This is a genomic window from Mycobacterium numidiamassiliense (genome assembly GCF_900157365.1).
In the GTDB taxonomy this organism is placed as follows: Bacteria; Actinomycetota; Actinomycetes; order Mycobacteriales; family Mycobacteriaceae; genus Mycobacterium; species Mycobacterium numidiamassiliense.
The window spans coordinates 709,813-731,060 of sequence record NZ_FUEZ01000004.1; the positions used below are offsets into that span (position 1 = coordinate 709,813).

At 61.9% G+C, this 21,248-nt stretch carries 23 protein-coding genes, 1 tRNA gene and 1 pseudogene; 14 read left to right on the forward strand and 11 right to left on the reverse strand.

Features of this window, described 5'->3' with window-relative positions; translation table 11 throughout:
* Positions 1-12 precede the first annotated feature (12 nt).
* Entirely contained in the window at positions 13-279 is a 267-nt protein-coding gene (locus MNAB215_RS11850) for a YdeI/OmpD-associated family protein (RefSeq protein ID WP_077079032.1), read from the reverse strand.
* Positions 280-506: 227 nt separating this feature from the next.
* Between MNAB215_RS11850 and MNAB215_RS11855 the strand changes: the two genes are divergently transcribed.
* Both MNAB215_RS11855 and MNAB215_RS11860 read left to right on the forward strand, forming a co-directional pair.
* On the forward strand, positions 507-1,091 hold the full coding sequence (locus tag MNAB215_RS11855) for a S1 family peptidase (RefSeq protein ID WP_425436535.1): 585 nt from the start codon (positions 507-509) through the stop codon (positions 1,089-1,091).
* A gap of 105 nt (positions 1,092-1,196) precedes the next feature.
* Positions 1,197-1,982 carry a DUF732 domain-containing protein gene (locus tag MNAB215_RS11860; RefSeq protein ID WP_077079034.1) on the forward strand — a complete coding sequence of 262 codons (786 nt, stop codon included), beginning with the start codon at positions 1,197-1,199 and terminating at the stop codon, positions 1,980-1,982.
* 77 nt (positions 1,983-2,059) lie between these two features.
* Here the strand turns inward: MNAB215_RS11860 and MNAB215_RS30020 are convergent, their stop codons facing one another.
* The 3 genes from MNAB215_RS30020 to MNAB215_RS11875 form a co-directional block, all read right to left on the reverse strand.
* Positions 2,060-2,383, reverse strand: coding sequence for a hypothetical protein (locus MNAB215_RS30020; RefSeq protein WP_217348929.1), 324 nt, complete (start codon positions 2,381-2,383; stop codon positions 2,060-2,062).
* Between the two features lie 292 nt (positions 2,384-2,675).
* Positions 2,676-3,842 carry an oxidoreductase gene (locus tag MNAB215_RS11870; RefSeq protein ID WP_077081949.1) on the reverse strand — a complete coding sequence of 389 codons (1,167 nt, stop codon included), beginning with the start codon at positions 3,840-3,842 and terminating at the stop codon, positions 2,676-2,678.
* Between the two features lie 174 nt (positions 3,843-4,016).
* Positions 4,017-4,502 (reverse strand): peroxiredoxin family protein, encoded by a 486-nt coding sequence (locus MNAB215_RS11875; RefSeq protein WP_077079036.1) that lies wholly within the window; start codon positions 4,500-4,502, stop codon positions 4,017-4,019.
* Between the two features lie 158 nt (positions 4,503-4,660).
* Here MNAB215_RS11875 and MNAB215_RS11880 point away from each other — a divergent pair, with 158 nt between their 5' ends.
* Complete coding sequence (locus tag MNAB215_RS11880; RefSeq protein ID WP_425436536.1) at positions 4,661-5,239, forward strand: TetR/AcrR family transcriptional regulator; 579 nt, start codon at positions 4,661-4,663, stop codon at positions 5,237-5,239.
* Positions 5,240-5,470: 231 nt separating this feature from the next.
* Positions 5,471-5,977, forward strand: coding sequence for a DUF2505 domain-containing protein (locus MNAB215_RS11885; protein WP_077079038.1), 507 nt, complete (start codon positions 5,471-5,473; stop codon positions 5,975-5,977).
* A 55-nt stretch (positions 5,978-6,032) separates the two neighbouring features.
* Here MNAB215_RS11885 and MNAB215_RS11890 read toward each other — a convergent pair whose 3' ends face one another.
* Entirely contained in the window at positions 6,033-6,944 is a 912-nt protein-coding gene (locus MNAB215_RS11890) for an SDR family NAD(P)-dependent oxidoreductase (protein WP_108637615.1), read from the reverse strand.
* Positions 6,945-7,216: 272 nt separating this feature from the next.
* On the opposite strand from MNAB215_RS11890, the gene MNAB215_RS11895 reads away from it, so the two are divergent.
* From MNAB215_RS11895 to MNAB215_RS11905, 3 genes are all read left to right on the forward strand, one after another.
* Positions 7,217-7,933 carry a hypothetical protein gene (locus MNAB215_RS11895; protein ID WP_131829101.1) on the forward strand — a complete coding sequence of 239 codons (717 nt, stop codon included), beginning with the start codon at positions 7,217-7,219 and terminating at the stop codon, positions 7,931-7,933.
* A gap of 690 nt (positions 7,934-8,623) precedes the next feature.
* On the forward strand, positions 8,624-9,124 hold the full coding sequence (locus tag MNAB215_RS11900) for a hypothetical protein (RefSeq protein ID WP_131829102.1): 501 nt from the start codon (positions 8,624-8,626) through the stop codon (positions 9,122-9,124).
* Positions 9,125-9,193: 69 nt separating this feature from the next.
* The gene (locus tag MNAB215_RS11905) at positions 9,194-10,009 is read left to right on the forward strand and encodes a DUF1206 domain-containing protein (protein WP_077079042.1); all 816 of its coding nucleotides are present in this window, start codon (positions 9,194-9,196) and stop codon (positions 10,007-10,009) included.
* 169 nt (positions 10,010-10,178) lie between these two features.
* Here the strand turns inward: MNAB215_RS11905 and MNAB215_RS11910 are convergent, their stop codons facing one another.
* The 4 genes and pseudogenes from MNAB215_RS11910 to MNAB215_RS29735 all read right to left on the reverse strand — a co-directional run bounded on the left by MNAB215_RS11910 (position 10,179) and on the right by MNAB215_RS29735 (position 12,262).
* Positions 10,179-10,679: a barstar family protein gene (locus MNAB215_RS11910; protein WP_077079043.1), complete on the reverse strand. Its 501-nt coding sequence runs from the start codon at positions 10,677-10,679 to the stop codon at positions 10,179-10,181.
* Positions 10,680-10,693: 14 nt separating this feature from the next.
* A pseudogene (locus MNAB215_RS30210) lies at positions 10,694-10,990 on the reverse strand (ribonuclease domain-containing protein); the annotation flags it as partial.
* A 747-nt stretch (positions 10,991-11,737) separates the two neighbouring features.
* Complete coding sequence (locus tag MNAB215_RS11925; protein ID WP_077079045.1) at positions 11,738-12,037, reverse strand: hypothetical protein; 300 nt, start codon at positions 12,035-12,037, stop codon at positions 11,738-11,740.
* A gap of 162 nt (positions 12,038-12,199) precedes the next feature.
* Positions 12,200-12,262 (reverse strand) — tRNA-Leu (locus MNAB215_RS29735).
* Positions 12,263-13,045: 783 nt separating this feature from the next.
* Here MNAB215_RS29735 and MNAB215_RS30510 point away from each other — a divergent pair.
* From MNAB215_RS30510 to MNAB215_RS11940, 4 genes are all read left to right on the forward strand, one after another.
* A complete protein-coding gene (locus MNAB215_RS30510) occupies positions 13,046-13,171 on the forward strand; it encodes a hypothetical protein (protein ID WP_281253313.1) in 126 nt (41 codons plus the stop codon).
* On the forward strand, positions 13,165-13,401 hold the full coding sequence (locus MNAB215_RS11930; RefSeq protein WP_131829103.1) for a hypothetical protein: 237 nt from the start codon (positions 13,165-13,167) through the stop codon (positions 13,399-13,401). Before MNAB215_RS30510 ends, MNAB215_RS11930 begins: the two co-directional genes overlap by 7 nt.
* The gene (locus MNAB215_RS11935) at positions 13,398-13,742 is read left to right on the forward strand and encodes a hypothetical protein (protein WP_077079047.1); all 345 of its coding nucleotides are present in this window, start codon (positions 13,398-13,400) and stop codon (positions 13,740-13,742) included. Before MNAB215_RS11930 ends, MNAB215_RS11935 begins: the two co-directional genes overlap by 4 nt.
* Positions 13,743-13,854: 112 nt before the next feature.
* Complete coding sequence (locus MNAB215_RS11940; protein ID WP_131829104.1) at positions 13,855-14,061, forward strand: hypothetical protein; 207 nt, start codon at positions 13,855-13,857, stop codon at positions 14,059-14,061.
* A gap of 176 nt (positions 14,062-14,237) precedes the next feature.
* Here MNAB215_RS11940 and MNAB215_RS11945 read toward each other — a convergent pair whose 3' ends face one another.
* Positions 14,238-14,816: a hypothetical protein gene (locus MNAB215_RS11945; RefSeq protein ID WP_077079049.1), complete on the reverse strand. Its 579-nt coding sequence runs from the start codon at positions 14,814-14,816 to the stop codon at positions 14,238-14,240.
* 512 nt (positions 14,817-15,328) lie between these two features.
* Here MNAB215_RS11945 and MNAB215_RS11955 point away from each other — a divergent pair.
* Both MNAB215_RS11955 and MNAB215_RS11960 read left to right on the forward strand, forming a co-directional pair.
* Positions 15,329-16,180, forward strand: coding sequence for a DUF2971 domain-containing protein (locus tag MNAB215_RS11955; RefSeq protein WP_077079051.1), 852 nt, complete (start codon positions 15,329-15,331; stop codon positions 16,178-16,180).
* A 78-nt stretch (positions 16,181-16,258) separates the two neighbouring features.
* Positions 16,259-19,015 (forward strand): NB-ARC domain-containing protein, encoded by a 2,757-nt coding sequence (locus tag MNAB215_RS11960; RefSeq protein ID WP_077079052.1) that lies wholly within the window; start codon positions 16,259-16,261, stop codon positions 19,013-19,015.
* 19 nt (positions 19,016-19,034) lie between these two features.
* Here MNAB215_RS11960 and MNAB215_RS11965 read toward each other — a convergent pair whose 3' ends face one another.
* Positions 19,035-19,346, reverse strand: coding sequence for a hypothetical protein (locus MNAB215_RS11965; RefSeq protein WP_077079053.1), 312 nt, complete (start codon positions 19,344-19,346; stop codon positions 19,035-19,037).
* A 74-nt stretch (positions 19,347-19,420) separates the two neighbouring features.
* Between MNAB215_RS11965 and MNAB215_RS11970 the strand changes: the two genes are divergently transcribed.
* Positions 19,421-20,557, forward strand: a complete 1,137-nt coding sequence (locus MNAB215_RS11970; protein ID WP_245830269.1) for a hypothetical protein — start codon at positions 19,421-19,423, stop codon at positions 20,555-20,557.
* The last annotated feature ends 691 nt before the right edge of the window (positions 20,558-21,248 follow it).

A 21,248-nucleotide genomic window follows, 5' to 3' on the forward strand; every position in this document is an offset into this window, starting at 1 on the left:
CAGCGGCACGGCTCACTTACCGGTCCGTTCCCGATGCTTGCACCCCGGCCAGCAGCAAGGCCGACGCATGCCTTCTTCGAGTTCCTCTTGGGTCCGGCGGATGCGACGCTCTCGGGTCGCGGTCTGCTTGGCGTCCTCGACCCAGCAGATGAACTCGTTGCGCGCCAGCGGTGTGATGTCCTTCCAGGCCGACAATGCCGTGGAATTGGCGATCAGCGCCTCGCGCAGGTCGGTGGGCAACTTGTGCACCACCCCGCCCGGTATCCGCGTGCTGCTCACCGGGCCAGGGTAACGCCACGCGGGGGGATGGTGTCTAGCTCGCGATCGCCGCCCGAACTGTGGAGGCCCTGCCGGGATTGAACTAGTCTGACGCGTCAGGGTCGAAAATCGTTCGCAGCAGACCATTTTCGTCCCTGCGCCGGGGTCGTGAAATAGAGGGGAGCGGTGTGACGGCACGTTGGTTTCAAGGGGTTGCGTTGGCCGGTGCGACGGTCGTGGCTGCGACGATGTTCGCGAGCACGGCGCTGGCGGCAGCACCCCCCACGCCGGGTATCCAGGTCACCGACGAAAACCTCAAGTGCACAGCGGGTTTCGCGGCCCAGGGCAAAGACGGTGGCTACTACTTATTCACCAGCGGGCACTGCGACCATCATGACGGTGCGCCTTGGAATTACGACCAGGCCGTCCCGCTCGGAAAAATCACCGCCAGCGAGGAAGAAGGCGACCGTCGTGACGCCGCGGTCATCCGCCTTGACCCCGGCATCGGCAAGCCCGCGGGTGATGTCGGCGGCCGGCGCGTCCGGGACGTGTGGAGCGCGGCGCAGATCAAAGTCGGTGCGCCGTTCTGCAAGCTCGGCGCGATGACCGGTGAGACCTGTGGTGCCATCAAAAACGTCGACGGCGAAGTGGTCGAAGCCAGCGTGTACGCCCAGCCCGGCGATAGCGGCAGTGCGGGTTTTGTGGACAACGGGGACGGGACGGTGACTGCGGTCGGCATCTTGATGGGTTCGCTCGACGGAGATGACAACACCACATTCTTTGTCCTCGTGCAGCCACTGCTGGGCCGATGGGGTTTGCACATCCTCCCCTGATCCACGCTGGCGTCCGTTACACAAAAGTGTGCTTGGCCAGCGGGAACGCAACCGTGCACTAACCAGGACTTGTGACATTGTCGAGACACTCTCAAACTGGTTGACATGCGCGACCGCGAGACCATCGACGCAGAATTGCGACGCATCGCTCTTGGGCGCCAATCGATCCGCGAGCAGGGCCGTCAGCCTTCGTCTCGAGAGGCCGACGAACTGCTTGACGAGCTGCTGGCCCACAGCACGGGGGTGGCCCACACCAACTCGGTGACAGCGGGCGAATGCGACTTCGTTCCGGACGATTGGTCGACGACCACCAAAACGGTCACCAAGCCTCGCCGGCGTAAGGGTGCGCTGCGCCGATTCGGCCTTTTCGCGGCGTTGCCGCTCTCTCTGGTCGCCGCCGGCGCTGCGGTGGTGGTGATGACCGCGGTACACAGCCAGGATTCAGCGGAGCCCTCGGCGGACCCCCCGGCGTCGGTCGCGCCGCCGAAGCCGGTCGCGCCGAAACCATCGGCTCCGCAGATTGACGTCGCCGACATGGCTTTCGTCGCGGCGTTGAAGCACGAAGGCATACCGGTTCCCAGCCAGGAATACGCGACGAACCAAGGGCACGCGGTCTGCGAATTCTTGGCACGCCAACCCAATTTCGCGGCTGCGGTCGGATTCGTGCAGCGAACGACCATTTGGGACGCCGACCAAAGCGCCAACGTCACTGCGGGCGCCATCGTCTCGTACTGCCCTCAGTCACAACCTGCCACCACCCCGGACGAGGTGTCGCCGGCCTATCAGAATGCCCTCTCCGACATCCAGGCGATCGATAAGAGACTGCAAGGCGTTCAAGGCGATCTGCAAAATATGCAGGGAGCGCTGGACGGAATTCTGGGTCACCCGTAATCCGGTCATCGGCTGTCGAGCTGGGGTGATTACTGTGTGGAGCCCCCTGTCAGGATTGAAGTCGCCCGCCTTCCCGTTTATTGATCCTCATTCTTCCAGGACCTAGATTTGACCAAAATCCAGAAGATCATCAAATGTGAAGCAATGACCACGGGAGCGTAAAACGTATAGATATACCAAGCGGTACTCAGGTTGAAGCTCGGAACGTTCAACTGCAACACGCCGCGGATTCCGTTTAGCAGGTCCACGAATCCCCACGTGTTGGCCAGCCACACCAGAGGAACGGCAACACGCCAGTTGCTCCGCAGAGCAAAGATGGACGCGAGGGCCAGCGCCGCCGCTAAGAGATCACCGTAAGCAGCAGCGGAAAGGAATTCTCGGGGCAGTTTCGGATCGATCATACCCGTGACCAATAAAGTCATTCCCACATAGCGAAACACATGCACAAAGAGCAGCGGAGCTAGTGCAGAATTACGAGAAAGTTTGGTTAGGTACGGCCAAACGTACCACTTCGCGATGATTGCGCAGACGACGCAACTTATAAGAAGTTGCATCCAGAATATTGTGACATTATCCATCGCGAGTCGTATGCCCAACGGATGCCTTTCATTCTTCGATTGTCGATCCCGATACTCGTCTGAGGTCGCGGCCTTTGGTGCGGGGGAGTCGCCGTTGAACGTTCCCTCGACGCGTTTAGGTGCCCGGTGACTGGTTTCGTGACCTTGTCGGCCGGAGCAAGTTCGGTGTGTCGGCGACTTCCCAGTCTTTGATGGACGCATTGGGCCCTAGCAGGGCGGCGGGCAGGTCGGGGGCGAGTGGTTGGTCCGTTCGCACGCGGCGTGGCCAGTCCCGGTTGGCCAGCGCGGGTTTGGCCAGGGCGACGACATCGGCGGTGCCGGAGTCGATGAGCGTGGCGGCGTCGCGGGGATCATCGAGGTGGCCGTTGGCGATGACCGATAGCCCGCTGTATTGTTTGGCAAGCTTGGCCAGCGTTGGGCCGGCGTCGCCGAAAGCCGGTGCCAGAGCACGGTATTCGGTGGTGTGGATGTAGTCGATGCCGGTGCCGGACAGCGCGGTGAAGATGGCGGCCGCGTCGTCCTCGCCGCCAGCCCACCGATGATGGTTGTCGGAGACCTTGCCTTGGGAGATGCGGATACCGACGGCGATGTCCGCACCGACAGCAGCTGCGACGTCACCGCAGACCTCGGTCGCCAACCGGACGCGGTTGGCGACGCTGCCCCCGTAGTCGTCGGTGCGGGTGTTCATGTAGTCGGTGAGGAATGCGTCGAGCAAGTAACCATTGGCCCCGTGGATCTCCACACCGTCGAACCCCGCGTCGCGCGCTAACCGCGCGGCATTGACGAACGCGGCCCGGACCTGTCCGATGTGCTCGGTGGTCATCGCCTCGGGAAGCTGAAATGGGCCCGCGCCGCGGTACATAGCCAGTTGCTCGCCTTTGGGACGCACCGCTGAGGGCCCCCAGGTGGTGACGGTGTGTGGGTTGCCTTGGGACTGGCTGCCGGCGTGCATCAGTTGGGCGAAGAACTTCGCCCCAGAGGCATGGACGCCTTCGACAACGCGTTTCCACCCCGCGGCCTGAACGGGATTCACGATGCCAGGCTGGAAGAAGTAACCCTGGCTGGTCTGGTCGTCGATGTAGAGACCTTCGGTGATCAACAGACCGAATCCCCCGTCGGCGAAAACCCGGTAATAGGCGCCGATCCGATCGGTGGGAATGCCGTCGGCCGTCGCGCTTACTCGGGTCATCGGCGCCAAGGCGATGCGATTACCGAGCTCAACCCCGCCGATGGAGGTCGAGCGGAACAGAGTTGCGTGCCGCGGATGCTGCGGGAGGGACATGGAGTCGGTCACATTCCTTGTCGAATTATCTTGGGGCGCATAGACCACTGGTGGCTCGCCTGCGCCGATATTCGAAATACAGGGCTGCCAATCGCCTGCCGAGGTGCATCCGTCACGTCTGACTCGTCGTCCAGCAACGCAGTCGGCTCGAACTGCAACACTATTCGGCGTTGCTCACCGCGCGTCCGGATGCTCGGTCAGATATCTGATGAAGCCGGCCACGTCGTCGGGAACAAGCCGACCGATGGCCCCGGTCGAGTACACGGCGAGGCGCACAGTCCCATCTGGCGCCAAGATGAAGCCAGTCGATTGCAGATAGTGGGGATCGTCGTTGACGTAGGCACCTATCGCCGCGGCGATCTTGTCGGCGTCGGCGCTGTGGCCGACCGGAAAGCGCAGCTTGCGTTTGGCGACGAGCGCGGCGGAGGTGTCCTCATCATCGACAGACAAGGCGACGACCTTGACGCTGAGCTCGCTCAGGGTGTCGAGTGCACGCGAGAACGCGGCGAGCTGCGCGTTGCAGTAGGGGCACCAGGAGCCGCGGTAGATCAAAATGACGCCGTAAGAGCCCGTCAGGTCGCCCGGCAGGCTGATCGCGCCGCCGCCGACGGCGGGAACGTCGAGCGGGGGGAACGGCTGGCCATAATCGAGTCGCGACATCGCGTCCTTCCACGGTGGTTTGTTGACTACTCGGCCATCATGCTGCGACAAAACTGGACTGACAATTCCAATCCGGATAGCGTGCGGTCGTGGCGTCAAAGGAGGGTCGTCCTACCGCGCGTTTGACGGCTCGCGGCGCGGCAACGAAAGCCCGCATCGTGGCTGGAGCGGCATCACTGGTCCGTGAGCGCGGGGTGGCAGGAACGAGCCTGGACGCGGTCATGACCGCCACCGGCACCAGCAGGTCGCAGCTGTATCACTACTTCGTCAACAAAGACGAACTGATCAGCGAGGTGATCAAGACCCAGCTCGGCCGCGTCATCGCCGCGCAGGAGCCATGCCTGCGCGAGGTCTCGTCGTGGGAGGGGCTGAAGCGCTGGTGCGATCATCTCGTGACCATGACCCGCGCGACGCAAGGTGTCGGCGGCTGTCCTCTCGGCTCGCTCGTGAGCGAACTCGCCGACCGATCCGACTCGGCGCGACATGAGCTCGCGCGGTCCTTTGCCGAATGGCAGTCGTATCTATCCGAGGGCTTCGCGGCCATGCGCGACAACGGCGAACTCGCCGCCGAAGCCGACGTGGACGAACTCGCCTTAACGATGATGAGCGCATTGCAGGGCGGACTCCTCATGGCCCAAACCATGCGCAGCGCCCGACCCCTCGAACTGGCCCTCAACATGGCGCTCGGCCACATTGCCCGATACCGGAACATCCCGATGCAAAGGCCACCGCGCTGATCAGTGGGACAGCCGCCGAAATCTCCTCGCCAGCGAGCCGGCCCGCCGGCTTATGCCAGGCTCCTTGTTGCAGGCGGCCCAGCACGGACCGATGCCCCTTAGCTCCGGCGGGTCTCCGGTACGACGACCGGCCAGTCCTGACCGGCCAGCCGGTGAGGCCGAAAACCGGCCCTAGCGGCAAAGATTCATCACCAGCTCTGCCGCAAGCCGACAACGGTAGCCTGTCCTGATATGCCGCGTTCATTCGACCTGTCGGCCGACTCCACGGCCAGCGTTGAACAGATCCATTCGGCGTTCAGCGACGAGGATTACTGGCTCGCGCGGCTGGGCGGCTTCGGCGCGGGCACCGCGACGCTGGACTCGTTGATCGTCGACGCCGACGGCACCGTGGCTATGGCCACCACGCTTAGCCTTTTGCGCGACCGGCTGTCTGGGTTGGTCACCCGGTTATCTCTCGGTGATCTGGAGATGGTGTGCACCGAGACGTGGACTCCGATCCGCGGCGGCCAGGTGCGCGGGAAGGCCAGCATGGCGGTACCTGGGGCGCCGCTATCCGTACTTGGCGCGGCTTTGCTGGCGCCGGCGCCAACCGGCTCGCAGCTGGCGTACAGCACGACCGTGGAGGTAAGGATCCCGTTGGTCGGCAGCAAGATCGAGAGCTATGTCGGTGGCCTGCTGGCCGAACAGATCCCAGCAATACTTCGCTTCACCACGGAGTGGGTCGCGAACAACCGCTGACACCAAGCCATCACGGAAACCAGCCGGGCGAGGTCCAGCAACTGCTCGCGTCGCATCAGACGGGATAGGTGACGCCGGTGAGCTTTTCGGACACCGTCCAGAGTTGACGCTGGAGATCTACGTTGTGCGATTGTGCGCTTGACGCAACGACTTTCGGACGGCCCTTCACTTCGCCGATCCCGTCCGGTCCGTAATACTGACCGCCCTGTGCGGCCGGGTCCGTGGCGGCGCGCAACGTCGGCAAAGCACCCATTTCAGCGGGTTGAGTGGCCAGCTTCCACAGGGATTTGGGCAGGATGCTTGGCAGATAGCGCATGAGTTCGGTGTCCGAGAAGCCGGGGTGGGCGGCCAGTGCGATGGTCGGGGCGCCCGTGGCCGTGAGTCGTCGTTGCAGCTCGTAGGTAAACAACAGATTTGCCAGTTTGGATTGGCCATACGCGGCCACACGGTTGTAACCGCGCTCCCATTGCAGGTCGTCGAAGTGGATTTTGGCGAGGATCCGGTGACCGACGCTGCTGATCGTCACCACTCGGGAGCCCTCGACCGTCAACAGGTTGTCCATCAGCAGGCCGTCGAGTGCGAAGTGGCCGAGGTGGTTGGTGCCGAACTGCATCTCGAAGCCATCCTTGGTGGCTTCCCGCGTCGGTACGTACATCACACCGGCGTTGTTGATGAGCAGATCGATGCGCGGATAGTTCGTGCGCAGCTCGTCGGCTGCCTTGTGCACACTGTTGAGCGACGACAGGTCGAGCTCCTGAAGAGCGACGTCGGCGTGCGGGCTCGAGGCCTTGATCTGGTTGGCGGCCCGTGCTCCCTTGTCGAGGTTTCGCACGGCAAGCACAACGTGTGCCCCCTTGGCCGCGAGAACCGCGGCGGTGTCGTAGCCAAGGCCGCTATTGGCGCCGGTCACGACGGCGATCCGGCCGGATTGATCGGGCACATCGGCCGCGGTCCATTTGCTCTTCACGAGTTCAACATAACTCCGCGCACTCAACGTCGAACTACCTGGCCGGATCGCTGGCGGGATCGTGCGGGGCACCCGCTACCAAGAGCGACACACCGGCATCTCGCTCACGTCGCCGGGCGGCCAGGTGTATCCAAAGCCAATAATCGAGTACTAGGCGAGCTACCGCCGCTGCGCAAACCGGCGTCCGCTCAAACAGGTGGGCCGTCAGAAGCGCGCAAAGGTGAAACCGCCAACCATAGGGTCTCGGGCTCACAGTCGAATAGGTTCGGCCAATGACCCCAAATATTGCTTCGGGAGGATTGTTGGAAAACCAACTCGCAGAAGCGATCACGCGGCTCTACTCGGTTTTCGACTGCTACCGGCGACCCGGGGAGCTGGCGGTATGCCCGAGGTGCGCAGCAGCGGACGTCGATCCTGCCCGGCTGGCGCGTGCGGATGTGCGGGACTGGTCGGACGCTGACCTGGTGGCGATTCACGTACTGTCGCTGCCAGACGATGCGCTGCGACACTTCCTGCCAAGGGTGTTCGAGGTGCTGCTGGGCGACCAGTGGGCAGCCTTCGAGTTCGGGTTAAAGCGCCTCAAAGGGCGAACAATAGGCTGGCCGCTTGCCGAACGCGACGCGATCGACAACGTGCTCAAGACCGCTTGGGAGAGAATGCTCGCGACGTACCCGACCGCAATCGGTTATGTGTCCTCGGCCGCCGACCTCCTGGAACTCGCCGACCAGCTCGACCTACCGATATCCAGCTTTCTCGACATCATGGACCAACGGCCAGTTGCCGCAGCGGATCTGCATCTGGCAAGCCTTGTCGACTTCGCCTACACCACCTCGGAGAACGTGGTATCCGCCCCCATCAAAGCGTGGCTCACCCGACCCGCGATCGGCCAACGCCTCGAGGACGCCTTCCACCACGCCACCGACGATGCCACAGCCGACAGCCTCGCCGCAGCGCACGAACTCTGGCAAACCTGCACGCCCGGCGCCTAGAAAGGGCCACCCGCGCCCATCTCCTGACAACGCCGTTCGCATAAATCTCGGTCGCTCACGACGTGGCCTGCGTGGGTCTCCGTTCCAGCGTTTGCATTGGCTGGATTGGCGCGGATCGCAGCGGGTATGACTAGCTCATCAATCGGCGAAAAAGTGGTGTGAAGACAACGCCTTTCGCAATGAGGGGGCAGCAATGAGAACGGTATCCACAATCGTGCTTGGTGTGGCAATAACCGTCGGGGCACTAGGGCTCACAGCAAATGCCGGCGCTGGCGGCCCGGCCGATCGCGAGGTCCACGGCACGATTGCGGGGAGCGGTTCCCGCGCCCCAGTCTCACCGGCGCAGGGAACTCCCGTCACCTCCACCCCGTTGTCCACGACGTCATCGCCACCGCCCGGCAGCTAGAAGCCGCGCAGAGACTTGCGAAGCGTGGGTCCCCTGGCCCTCAGTTGACGGGAGATTAAAGCTCATCCCTGCCAAGCCGGTGCCCTGCTCTGCTCCGAGGGCTTCGGATTTGCTGGGCCGCCGTGCTCGGCGGCGTAGCGTTGTTACTGGGGTTGTTGTAGGTGGGGATCTACGTCGAATACGCGACGCCATGTGTCGCGACCGGCGTGCAAGTGCCCAGCGCAGGAAAGGAGTCGTTGCTTTGCGAGCAACGGTGCCACAGCCGAACTGGAGAGGTGACAACGATGAGTATGACACCGGAAAATTCCGCGCGGAGGTGGCGCGACCTTAGCAGCGAGCTGACGCCTGAGCAGGTCGAGTTCCTGGGGGAGCGGGAGTGCGACCCCGACGTACTCGTGCGTATCACGGGGAATCCTGACTATCGGGTCGACGACAATATCTTGCTATCCAGTGCCCGCCGCTACGCGGGTGACAATCTTGCCGCCGCGATGATCGACGATGTCCCGGATCCGGCCGGCGCGGTGAAGGTGTACGGGTGGGAAGACCCCGACACCCCCGACGCGTTCCGACTTTTCTCTGGCACCACACGCAGGGTTGAGTTGGGGCACGGCGACGGGATCGAGGTCACCATCCGGGGCGCGCAGTCCAGGGATGGCAGCGTAGAGGAACGCGGCATCTTGGTTAATGGCGGCTCTGAGGACCCCATGGCGACTGACGCGGCCCGAGGCCTCGCGGCTGTGCTGCTGGAAGCTGTAGATGAGATCGATGGGTGGGCGACTCAGTGACCGGCCGACATCAGAGTCGACCACACACGTACTGCTCTTCGGGTACTCACCAGGTGAGTACCGCCAGCAATGTCTGACCACGCTTCGTCGTCCTTCGCGACACAGATCGCCCAAAACAGCGTGTTCGAACGATTCGCCCGCGCCGGGTACATCGTGAGTGGCCTGCTGCACCTGATGATCGGCTACCTCGCGATCCGGATTGCTCTCGGCGTCGGCGGCGGCACCGCTGACCAATCCGGGGCGTTAGCGGCACTTGCGGCCAAACCGGGTGGCACCGTCGCTCTGTGGGTTGTCGTGGTCGCGCTTGTAGCGATGGCGCTGTGGCGCCTTGTCGAAACAGCGCTCGGTCGGTCGACCGATCCGAAATCCCAAGGCGCAGCATCGGAAGCATTGGACCGGGTGAAGGCATTCGCGTTAGCGGTGGTCTATTTCGGGTTCGCGTTCTCCGCATTCGGATTCGCCCGGGGTGCCGGGAAGTCCACAGGTCAACAGAATTCGGCGATGAGCGCACGCCTGATGCAGACCGGCGCCGGCACGATCGCACTCATAGCCGGCGGTGTCGTCATCGTTGCGGTGGGCGGATATCACGTCTACAAGGGGGCCAGTCGCAACTTTCTCGACGACCTCAAGGGCAATTCCAGCGACTTGGTACGACGACTGGGCGTGGTGGGCTACATCGCTAAAGGCCTGGTTATCGCCGTCGCAGGGGTGCTGGTCGTTGTCGCGGTGGGGCGTTCGGAGCCGAGCAAGGCCACCGGACTCGACGGAGCCCTCAAAACACTCGGGGCCCAACCCTACGGCGCAGCACTCCTGATCGCCGCCGGCCTGGGAATCATCACCTACGGCCTGTACAGCTTCGCCATGGCCCGATACACCAAAATGTAAGTGCGCCTGGCCGACTCGCCTGCTGGTCGACTCGATGCCACGATCCTCGCCAGGCCGCACGGTCAGTCGATGGCCGCGATGCGCGGCGACGCGACGCCGGCGCGAATAATCGGGCCCGATCAGCCAGGGCGGGCCGATCGGCGTGCGTTCCAGGCGCGTCCGGACGTGTTTAGACGTCTACTTCCGCGACTTGGATGCCGACGGACATCCAGCGTTCGCGGACTTCGTGTCGCTTGTCGGCGGGAGCGGAAAGCAATAAGCCGAAGGCCGCTGGCGGGCTGAGTTCGTCACGGTAGTAATCGCGGTAGAACGCCATTTTATTGGCAAACCATGAAAACGCTTCCGGTTGTTCGATCAACAGTAGGTGAGCATTGGTCACGTCAGTCACGTACCCGCGAGCAGGCTGCTGCCTTCCGGTAGCTGTTTGAACCATGTTGTCCAGGTCCCGCATGAAGTCATTGAAAGCATTCGCATTACGCCCGAACCAGGGCGGGAAATGCCAAACCTCCGCGAAGGCGTCATAGAGCCCGTCGAGGGTTTTGACCAGTGCCCCGTCGACCGTTCGGACCTCGACACTAGCCGGTGCCGCCAACGGTGATGGCATCTCACGATGCACGCCCACGCAAGGGCCGTGTCCGGCGGCCCGGGAGATGAATTGGTCTAAGTTCATAGTGTCTGCTGCCGCTATCGAATCCGGTGTAACGTGCGGTAGTGGTCAGTGGTATACCACGCGGATCCGTCGTTGCCAGTAACGATGCGCTCCGAGTCGCGGTTGCCGGACCCCTTCGGATTGACATCCCATTCTTGGTAGATGATCGGTTTGCCTGACGAGTCCGTTGTCGGCAGTGGTCGGTGTTGGCCGGGTTCAGGCGGGTCGTTGTCCCAACGGCTTCCGCCCTTGGTGCCCGGGGCGTTGGCTGACCCAGGCCATCTTCCCGCATCGATCTGTTGCAGTGTGTCCCGCACATTTTGCGGCTCCCCGCCACCGTCTTCGCCGCCCGTGCCAAAGCCGCCTTTTCCGCCGATGGGACCGCCGCCGCCCCCGCCGCCTTGGACCGTTCCGGTTTTCGGATCGTACTGCGGTGGTGCTGGCGTGACTGGTTCGAAGGGCCCATGCGCGGGTTGATCGGTGTAGGGATCCCACTCATGGTCCAACTTGAAACCGGCGCCGAGCGCCCGCGCCGGAAGCGACTCCTGCGGTTCGGGGAAACTGACGCTATTCAAAGGTGCGCTCGCGGTGGCGATTTTGGCCGCGATTGCTTTGTCTTGGGCGACCAACTGCGCGGCGCGATCTTGAATGGTGGCGGCGTATAGCTGGGCTTGGGCCTGAGCCGCCATACCGCCTCGTGGTGGAGCCACCGAAAGGTTCTCGCCGACCACGTATCCGGCGCTGTCAGCCTCCTCGACCGCATCAAGCACACTGCGCTTGGCAGAATCGAGAGTCTCAGCTCCCCTGCGCGCTATCGCGGCGGATTCATGGAGGACATCAGCCAGCCCTCGTACCTTGACCAGATCAGCGAAGGCTCTTTCCTGAGCCGCCTCAGCTGCGACACCTTCCCACACCGCCCCGCCCGGCGACACCGAAGCCCGATGAATCGAGCTGAATGAGGACTCCCACAGCTCGGCAGTCGCTTTCCAATTGCTGGCCGCACTTTCCAGGTGAGCGACATCCCAGGCTTGGACCTCCGACAGGCTTGGCACTCCACTGCCACCGACCCCCGCCACTGGTTAAACCTGAGATATCGAGGCACTGATAGCAGCGACTTGCTGCGCACCAGAAGCGTCGGTCAGTGCAAAGTGGGCGCTAGGCAGAGCGGCTTTGGCCGTACTTGCCTGCGCTCTTTCCGACAGCACCGTGATGGCTTTATCGAGGTCCGCATGGGCAGCACCGACAACGCCAGACGTCGCTCGGACTGGTAGTCCAACGCCGGGCAGCGGGGTCGCGGCGACCAACTCCGCTGACACCATCGCGCAGTGCGCTGCAAATAGCTGCAGCCCCTCATTGCCGACGTGCAGCACATCCGCCACCCCGCCAAGTCTAAAGCGACCCCCGAGACACGCTAGTCAGTTGGCGGTTTGGGTAACGCTGAAGTCGGGCCGCCCCGCAAAATGTGGGCAAGGACGTCGCAACCGCACGATTGTCCGACGCCGGAAGCGCCTCTGCCGGCACCGAGAGGAACTGAAGGTCTGAGCCCCCTGTCAGGATTGAACTGACGACCGCTCGCTTACAAGGCGAGTGAAGCCCAATTCGGCCGGGTTCGGAGGTATTCGTGCATGCCCGCCACCTGCGAATACGCATTCGTGGCAGTCCGCCGTTGTTCGCCCCGATTCGTGGGGGTTGACGGCAAAGTGACGGCAAAATTGGTGGGGCTGTCGTACCCGACGCTCGGTGGTTCTGGTTCGGACCCATCGACGGTCAACGATCCCAGCCTCAGGTGACCTGCATCGACACGGATGGTTTCAAAGCCTTCGTTGGAGATCTGCGCTCCTTCGGCCTAATCGCCGACAGTGGTTTTAGGAGAGCCTGAAAGCCCTCCTCATGGGGAAGGCGAAGGGTGCCGTGAGCAGCCGATTTAGCACCATCCGGTACCACTCGGAACCACGGCGTGTCGCGCGTTCACCGACCAAGCACCGACCATAGGAATACGCAGGCCATACCGTTCCGGAGCTGCTCGGTGGCGGGATCCGGTCTTGCGCCGAGGCGGCGAACCGGGCTGTGCTTTACGCCGCCTTCCGACGCGAGGTCGATGTGCCACACCCCGATTTATTTATCTCAGCGACCGTCCATGAGATGTGTCGGCATGCCGCCGCATTGCGGGCAACTCTGACCGAGAGTGAGGTACACGTATAGCTGACGGATAACAGCGGTTATCCATCAACGTGTCGGAGCATGGGGGATAGCTGGTTCAATCCCATTATCGCGCACCACGTTCGATGCAGTTCAAGGGCCATAACCCGGACCCGCACCGGACGCCATGGGCCAAATATGGGCCAGCCGATTACGGAGCTAGCAACCTATCTGAGAGGTAGCTAGCCATGACCACCACACTCAATCCGCGACCTGACGTCCCGCTGCCCGCCGGAGCCATGGCTGACGAAGACGCTTGGGCGTTTTGGGACAACGAGTGCCGCCTCTTCGCGGCGTGGACCGTGTCGTGCTGAACGGAGCGGCCGAAGTAATCGCCGAAGTGCGGACCAGTGGGATGCAGCTGCCCGACGGCAGCGTCGACAACGGCGAGGATGAGCCACGCATCGACATCTGCCCGTACATCGGCGAAGGACTCACCAGCGAGCAGGCCCGAAAGCTGGCATCGGTTCTGCTCGATGCTGCCGCTGAGGTTGATGCGTGGACCGGCCATGTTGCCGGCTTCGGACTGGTCGAGGGCCAATGACCGCGTGCCGGAGGTGTGGGCTTGAGGCCCACACCTCCCGCGGCAGCTGGGCGGATCGGCATCCGATCGCCGCGGTGCTGTTCGCGCTGCCGGCCGGGTACACGGTCGTCGGCGTGCTGCTGGCCTACCCGTGGTTCTTCGTGCCGGTGCTGATCGTGGTATGCGCGGTGGTCGTGGACCGGCGCCAGCGCCAGCGCCACGCGATCGCCGCTCGGGCCGACTTCGAGCACCGGCGGCAGATCGCCAAGGCCGTCTTTCAGCAGCGAACGCTTCCACCCGTTCGTCGCCGTCGGGCGGCCGACCACTGGTCGACCACAGAACCGGTCAGGGGAACAAACTAGGCCAAGGGGTAACGGGTGGCGGGGATAGCATCGACCTCGCCGCGATCCTGCGGCAAATACGCCCAATAGGAGGGACACCCGACAGGTGGCGCAATTGCATATCAACGGGTCAGTGTTTGACCTGGACGAGGACCAGTCGGTTGCCGACATCTTCAATTTCCTGAACAACTACACGAAGGAACAGGACGGCACGGTTTGGCTCAAACTGGCTGACGGCAGCACCGTCCATTTCCAGTTCGATGGTCAGCCGACCTTCGCGGTCGTGGCGCCGGCGGGCTATCAGCCAGAAGGCCTCAAAGTGTCGGATTCCATGCCCTAAAGGGGTCTAGCAAGACACTGGTGGGGTCGGTCCTGGTGGCCGGACGCCGGAAAGCTGCTGGCTGCACGGGCCGGCTGGGAGCACCGTCAGCTGATGGCCCGGAACGAGACGTTTCACTGGCGTCGCTAAAACCTCCCCCCCGTCGGGCGGCTGAGACTGGTCGATCACCCAACCAATCACAAGGGGGAACTGATGAAACGACTGCTGGCGGCCGCACCGATGTAGTCGAGATAGGAAGCAGGCGCCGGGTCGTCGGAATCGGGCTGATCGGTCACGACTGCCCATATGCAGAATCCGAGAGCGCCGATAGCAAGGATCTGAAAGATTCCAGCGGCAAGCAGCAGCCACACCTTGACGGTCGTCCCGGCCCTGGCCGCCACAAGCGTCACCATGTTGGCATAAGACACCGCACGACGCGCTACCTCTTCGGAATCGTTGCGGCGCGCGTTAATCATCTTGTCGAGCGTGCGAGCCTTAACGACATACCCGCGCCACGGGAATCCGGCTGCGACAGCACATGCCCCTGCGCCGAGAAGGAACGCTAGAGCAGCAACGAGGAAGGGCCTGGCGCACTCAGGGAAGGCGTGGTCTTTGCCCACCAGCACGGCAAATACGGCGAGCGCCAAAGTAATCAGGCCTGTGGCGCTAGTGACTGCCGAGGCGGCTCGAGTGTTAACAGAATCGCGGCGATCATTCTCGGCCTTCAATGCCGCATCGATGAACGCGGCGTAAATCTCGCTGCCCGAGGTGGTCATACGGCGGGGTTTCGACTAGTCCCCGCGCTCGATGATCCTGCGCTCGATGCCGCGCGGGTCTTGACTCCGCAACTCGAACTCGAACTCGACCCACCCAAGATCGTCCGGAGGAGGCTCCGGCGTCGACTCGGCCTGCGGTCTAGGCTGATTTTCGGCAGCCTGTGATGGATCGGTCACAGTTCCATCGTAAATCCGAAAGGTAGGACTACGCGATGTTCGCCGAGAAGCAGTTGCAGGAGTGGTGGTCACGCCGATCGGCCCAACAACGCACCCAGCTCAAGCAGGCCGCCCAGCAGACCCAGCTGGAGCCAGCCACAGTGGACCTACTTTTCACTACTGGTTGCCCCGTCGGCCCCATCGGTACACAGTGGCCAGCTACGCAGGACCCACAATGGGATTGGACCTGGCCCAGCAATGTACGCACTTTCATCACCGCGCAGTAACCATCCGACCCACGCTCTGATCCTGTGCCTGAGCACGATAGGCAAAGCATTCGGTGCCAGACTGACGTTGTGACGAGCCTCTTTGACTGGCTGACGGACCCAACCATCCCGGCGCTGCCCCGGGATCGACTGCCCGAATACGTATTCCGGTACATGGGTTCGGACGGCTTGGACGCGACCATCCGATACCGCGGCCTGCGCATGAATGTCTGGTCGAATATGAACGACCCCCGCGAAGCGAAGCAGTGGGAATCGACTGGGAGTCTTACCGCGATCCATCCCTACACCAATGCCGAGATGACACAGCGCCTTGACGACGTGCTGCGGCGCAGCGCCCACCTGATGTCACTGAGCCTCGACCGGGACCGCAGCCCAGACGCCGAGCCGGACTCGCTGTTTCACCGAGGATGGGCCAAAGCGCCAATGTGGGCCAACTACGCGAATGCCCACGAAGGCGTCTGTCTGGTCCTTGACTTTCCCGCAGTTTGCGAAGCCCTCGAAGAACACGTTGGGTTCAAGACCAGCCGATATCGCAACTGGGGGCGAATCAATTACGCCGACAGGCCAATTCGCATCGACATCACTGGCGCCTTCGCCGACCAAGCCGCACTGGACGAGGCGCTATACAACTTCCTCGAAACCAGGTACACGATGTCCGGCCTTCACATGACCAAGAACACCGAGTGGGACTACGAGAGGGAGCTCCGACTAGCCGTCGTTGATCGCGATCTCGAAAACCACGAGCTCGACACACCCATCAATCTCCCGCTAGGAAACTGCATCCGGGCAGTCATCTTTGGAGATGCCTACCCGGATCCGGCCGGCACCGCCCGGACGATCACCACGGCGCTAAGCCCAAATGCGCCAGAATTCCTCCAGTGCCGATGGATCGTCGGCGCTCCCGGGTTGGAACGCATCTAGTGACCCACATCCTGTGCAGTCCCGTGCCATTGCTGTTCAGTGGCTGCACGGCGCTGCCGCACCCGGCGAGGATCGACAGTGACGATTGATGGCGGCACGATCGCCGCTTACGGCTTTCGGCGACAGTACCTCGCAGCAGCGGAGGAAATTCTCCACATCGTCAAGGAACGTGCCGACAATCTCACTGGACTCGCGCTAATCGTCGAACCGACGCGCGCAGATCTCGGAAACGCCAGCGATGCTGACGATGACATCGTCGACTTCGGAATAGAGGTCGACGGCAACGTGGTTCGGCGCGTGCAGGTCAAGTCCTCAAAGACTCCCTCGGGTACGAATCCGCTGAGGTACTCGGACGCGTCGTTGTTTTTCGAGCGATTAGGAACAAGTGCTGGCGAGGCTGTGATTTTGACCAACAAGCCTCTTGCGAAAAAGCTCCTCGAATCTTGCGGGCCGCCGACGATGTCGTCAGACGGCCACGAGGTTTATGTCGTCGTCGCGGACGAGATCACGGGCGGACAATCAGACCCGGCCCGAGTTGTATTGCGCGATCAGCGAAGTGCCATGGACATCAAACAGGCGATCCTGGAGCTCATTCGCGAGTTACGCCGAGACCAGGCCTTGGGGCCTGGCGAACGCTCGGTTGGGTTACTGGCCGCGCTGCTGATGGATTCGATCTTCGAATCTGCAGCAGGTTTATCATCACGTCGGCTCAATGGTGAAGACCTCAAAGCGTTGCTGTGTCTACCCGATACTCAAGTAGCTCACGCCCTAAGGGGATTTGACTGGGGCGTGCCTCTCATCGAGGTTCCCCGACTTGTCTCAGCCGTGGCGCGAACCGATGAACTGGCCACTATCACCGAACTCTTCACTGAGTCAGTGACGACGCGCAACCCCAAAGTTGTAATACTCACGGGTGTCACCGGTTTCGGGAAGAGCACCATTGCGGCCGACTTCTGCCACCTCAACAGGCACTTCTTTGAAGAAGTGTGCTGGGTCGATTCCCGTTCGGTCGACCTTGTGCAGGCCAGGATCAAAGACGTCCTGGCGGGGCTAGAAGTCGACGTCGCTTCGGCGAGCGACCTCGGCGCCGCTTTCCAGACTGAAATGTCGCGCCGGAGCGGGCCTTTCATACTTGTCTTCGACGGCGCGCAATCCGCAGGGGACATAGCGTCATTCATTCCGACAAGCGGGTGTGGCTTGGTGGTCGTGACCACAAACGACAGTACGGGCTGGGCGCCGACGGCAACCCAACTACATGTCGGATCCTTTACAGAAGACGAGGCGGTGGAATGCTTTGAAGCCTACGCTGGCCTCGAATCAGGGGCCCATTCTGACGTGGTCCGGGATGTCGTTAATCGGCTTGAGCGGCTTCCACTCGCAATTGCTATGGCAGCATCATACTTTCGTAATGCCGACGAGGACATCAGTCAGCTTTCAGCTAAGTACTTCGCAAGTCTTGCGGACTTCCTCGACGACGACTCAGCAAGGCCCCGGGACTTTGATAAGACCGCGTTCGCGGCAATTCGGTTCGCGGTCAGCCGACTCGGAGAGACTGCGGGCGCCGGCGGTGCTTATAAGCGCGAGACCCAACTCCTTGTCTATCATTCAGCATTCTTCGCGCCGGAGCTCATCCCACTGAACCTAGTCTTGCAGACTGTCGACATTGATTCCGTGACAATCGATCTGACCAATCCGCCGTCACCGGTAGTGGCTAGCCAGCAGCGTCGAAATGCGATTCTCACAAATCTGAGGACACAGACGATCGCACAGCGACGCCTCTACATTGATGCGTCGGGGGCATCCAATCCGGCGAGTGACACGATCAATATTCATCCGCTCGTTCACGAGATCCTGCGGACGATCCATCAGCAGGCAGCGCCCCGTGAGGCCGACCTCATCGCCCTACTCGGTGATTTCATGGGTTGCCTGTACGGATGGATCATCGCCTTTCGCCGAACAGGCGCATTTTTCCCTGTCGAACAGCTACTCACACACGGCGAATGGATACTCAAACTTGTCGATGACATCACCGTCACCGAAAATGCTAACGCTCAGGTTTTCTACGTATTCCGTTGTGCCAAAATATTTTTGAGGGCTGAGATCGCCAACTGCTATGCCGTACGCGGAGAGTATCAACGTGGCGTCGGATTGCTCGACCAGGTTCTCGAAGAGTCTGCAGACGTGACGCTTACCGTGTATGCGCGCGGGGCGGTCGCGAAGGCTGCCTGCGACGCGATATCCGATGCCAAGCTCGGAAATCTAGGCTTTGACATAGCTGCCCGGATGGCGCAACGCGCCATCGCGGAACTCACGACTCTTGAGCAGTTCACTGACCAGCCCAAGCGTGGCGACGTTGTCTATCCCTTAGCAATCCAAGCAGCACAGTCAATCAACGGCTTTGGCACTTCCGAGGCCCGTGAGCTTGCCGAACAGCTAGCCGCGATCGCTAAGCGTCAACGGCTGTCGAAGATCCCAGACTCAGCCATAATCAACACGATCGAAAAGGCCTTGAAGAGCGGTCAATTCGCTCCTGCACTGGCAGTGATCCAGTCGGCACGAAGCCAGCTTTCCGCTGTGCATCAAATCATCATGCTCGACAATTTCGAGGTCATCGCGGATCTACATCTCGGTCAGTTCACGGCCGCCGCCGACGCCATCGATCGCATCTTCGCTGTCGCCGGAGGCGAAGCCTACTTGCGGCAAGTTCTAGGAATCGTCTGCATCGAGGTTGGGGATGCCTTAACGGCAACACGGCCGTCGTGGATTGGTAGGTCACCGCGTCTAGCAGCTCACCACGCGAAAATCATAGAACTACGTGCGCAACTGGACCCATAATGCGCGTAGCTGTACACGGCTAGGTGTGGACTGGCACGCCGTACCGTGCGGCCAGTTCTTGTGCTAACGCATCGACCGCGGGCGCGGACTCGGCATCGAGAATGCCCAGCTCGCGGATTGTGCCGGCCCGGGCCCGATATTCGAACCTCGGAGTCGGCCCAGTCCCCCGCCACCACTGCGGCGGCGCCATCGCGACGTCGACCAAATCGACCTTGCCGACGACCAGGTAGGAGCCGTCATACGGACTAGCCTGCGTTACGCCATCGAGAGCCGGAATGCGGATTTCCCACCAGCGGCCTTCACGGGTCACCTCAATGTCGTAGCAGGGCATTATGGTCTCCTCCACGAGAGTAAGAGACCCATGCTGAATGATGCTCGGCCTCGACAGAACCGAGGAGGACGCCGATGTATCTGCAAAGTCGCAGTAGGCGATGGCTCACGGTGCTGCGCAAGGCCCGCGCCGTGCTGGGGCTCTCACGCCAGGCCATTGACCGCTATGTCGAAGCTGCTACCCAGATGCCGAACGTGCGCGTCATCAGCGAAAGAGATCGGCGAGTGATGACGCTAGAAGCGCGGGATCCACTCACCCTCACTTTCGAAAGCCAGCGTCTCAGCGGGGACTCCTGGCTGAAACAGATCCTCGAAGACGTGTCGCGAGTACTGCGCGACTTCACCTTCGGAGACGGCTTCCCCGACAGCCTCCACGCTCTGGACTCCGCCGCCGAGGCCGCGATACCGCTCCTCGAAGGGCGAATTACTGACCCGAATCCATCGATCGACGAAATCATCGACGAGCTCGAGCGTGCACTGCTGGTATCCCTCGTCGTGACCATGACCTCCCACAACGTGCTCGTCGAAAAGGTGCACGAATGGGTGCAACAGCACCAACGGTTCCTGCAAGGCCACCGGGACCACGACGTTGGACACTACTTCGACGCCAAGACGCTCACCTACGTCGACAAGGCTGATGCCGGCCGCATCCACATGCAAGACCTCGTCTTCGCCATTGACTCTGGCGCCAACATCTGGATGGCGGTGGGAGGTCGGCAAACCCTCGACAACTACCCCGAGGTTCAAGCTGTCGCCTACGCGCAATGGTTTGCCTACGCATTCGCTCTCTGGGACGAACAGTTCCGAAAGCGAATCGCCGGATACTTCGACCAACGCGCGGAGGCGAAAATTCGCACCAGTGACGTGTTGATCGACTACTTCGGCGACCTCCGCCTCATCCGAAACGACTTCGTACACAACAAAGGCGTCTGCAAAGAGTCGGCCAATGCCAAAGTCCTGAGGTGGGCAGTCCGCGGACAGCCAATGGAAATCAAGGCCGAACAGATGATGTCCCTCATCGACCTGTTCCCCCGAGACGAATTACGCACCGCACCAACGCCGCAACCTGCAGGAGAAGCACAGAAAATCCCGGGGAAGGTCGGCGCGCACCTCCTCGAAGACGTGCAACAGCGCGCTCGGGAACTCGAGCTCACAGACGACGAGCTTGCCGAGGCCGCGTTATCAGCGTGGCTGGCCGACAATGGCGACTAACGCCCTTCCAGAACTCGCCTACGCAACCGAAAAATCTTATCTGACAAACTATTTCACTCCGCTCAGCCTGAGATTAAAGCCTGAACGAAGCCGTGTGTGAGAGAAGTTTCGGGAACCGTACAGAGCTTTTTCCAGCAGTATTGACGGACCCTGGGGGTACTCGTCGCATGAGTACACCGAGTGTGGGTAGACTCCGAATCTTCCCTTGCGGGAGTGGTCGGAGTGGGTCGAGCCGGCCGACGACGCCGCCAACAGCGCCAAAGCGGGCGTCGCCGCCGAGCTCGAGGCCTGCGCGAAGCGGGGCCAGCCGTGCCCGAACTCGTCTTCCGGTACATGGACGCCGGTGAACCTCGGGTGCAGCTACATTTCATGGATAAGTGACGCTTATTTACTGTTCTGCGAAATGCAATGCGGGACAGCGTTGTTGCGAATTGCACCGATCGTTGGTGTGCGTGTTGGTGTTTGTGGGGTCGCCGTTCGCGCCGTGATCGCGCGCGAGGTGGATTGACTCGGTAGGTAGTGGCGCGGTTTTCTTTGTGGTTCGTGGTTGCTCGCTATTTCAGGTCGGCGGGTTGGTGGGGGCGAGGTGCCGGGTTAGTCGAGGAGTGTGATGTCGGGGGTCGTGGTGGTGTCTTGTTTGGTGCGGGGTGTGTGTTTTATACACATTTGGCGGTGCCGGTGGATAGGTGAG

Coding starts and splice junctions, on each gene's coding strand:
- MNAB215_RS11860 (WP_077079034.1), top strand. CDS start 1,197: ATGCGCGACCGCGAGACCATCGACGCAGAATTGCGACGCATCGCTCTT.
- MNAB215_RS11875 (WP_077079036.1), bottom strand. CDS start 4,502: ATGTCGCGACTCGATTATGGCCAGCCGTTCCCCCCGCTCGACGTTCCC.
- MNAB215_RS11965 (WP_077079053.1), bottom strand. CDS start 19,346: ATGCCCTGCTACGACATTGAGGTGACCCGTGAAGGCCGCTGGTGGGAA.
- MNAB215_RS11970 (WP_245830269.1), top strand. CDS start 19,421: ATGTATCTGCAAAGTCGCAGTAGGCGATGGCTCACGGTGCTGCGCAAG.
- MNAB215_RS11945 (WP_077079049.1), bottom strand. CDS start 14,816: ATGACCACCTCGGGCAGCGAGATTTACGCCGCGTTCATCGATGCGGCA.
- MNAB215_RS11910 (WP_077079043.1), bottom strand. CDS start 10,679: ATGAACTTAGACCAATTCATCTCCCGGGCCGCCGGACACGGCCCTTGC.
- MNAB215_RS11885 (WP_077079038.1), top strand. CDS start 5,471: ATGCCGCGTTCATTCGACCTGTCGGCCGACTCCACGGCCAGCGTTGAA.
- MNAB215_RS11900 (WP_131829102.1), top strand. CDS start 8,624: ATGAGTATGACACCGGAAAATTCCGCGCGGAGGTGGCGCGACCTTAGC.
- MNAB215_RS11935 (WP_077079047.1), top strand. CDS start 13,398: ATGACCGCGTGCCGGAGGTGTGGGCTTGAGGCCCACACCTCCCGCGGC.
- MNAB215_RS30510 (WP_281253313.1), top strand. CDS start 13,046: ATGACCACCACACTCAATCCGCGACCTGACGTCCCGCTGCCCGCCGGA.
- MNAB215_RS30020 (WP_217348929.1), bottom strand. CDS start 2,383: ATGATCGATCCGAAACTGCCCCGAGAATTCCTTTCCGCTGCTGCTTAC.
- MNAB215_RS11895 (WP_131829101.1), top strand. CDS start 7,217: ATGACCCCAAATATTGCTTCGGGAGGATTGTTGGAAAACCAACTCGCA.
- MNAB215_RS11870 (WP_077081949.1), bottom strand. CDS start 3,842: ATGTCCCTCCCGCAGCATCCGCGGCACGCAACTCTGTTCCGCTCGACC.
- MNAB215_RS11905 (WP_077079042.1), top strand. CDS start 9,194: ATGTCTGACCACGCTTCGTCGTCCTTCGCGACACAGATCGCCCAAAAC.
- MNAB215_RS11855 (WP_425436535.1), top strand. CDS start 507: ATGTTCGCGAGCACGGCGCTGGCGGCAGCACCCCCCACGCCGGGTATC.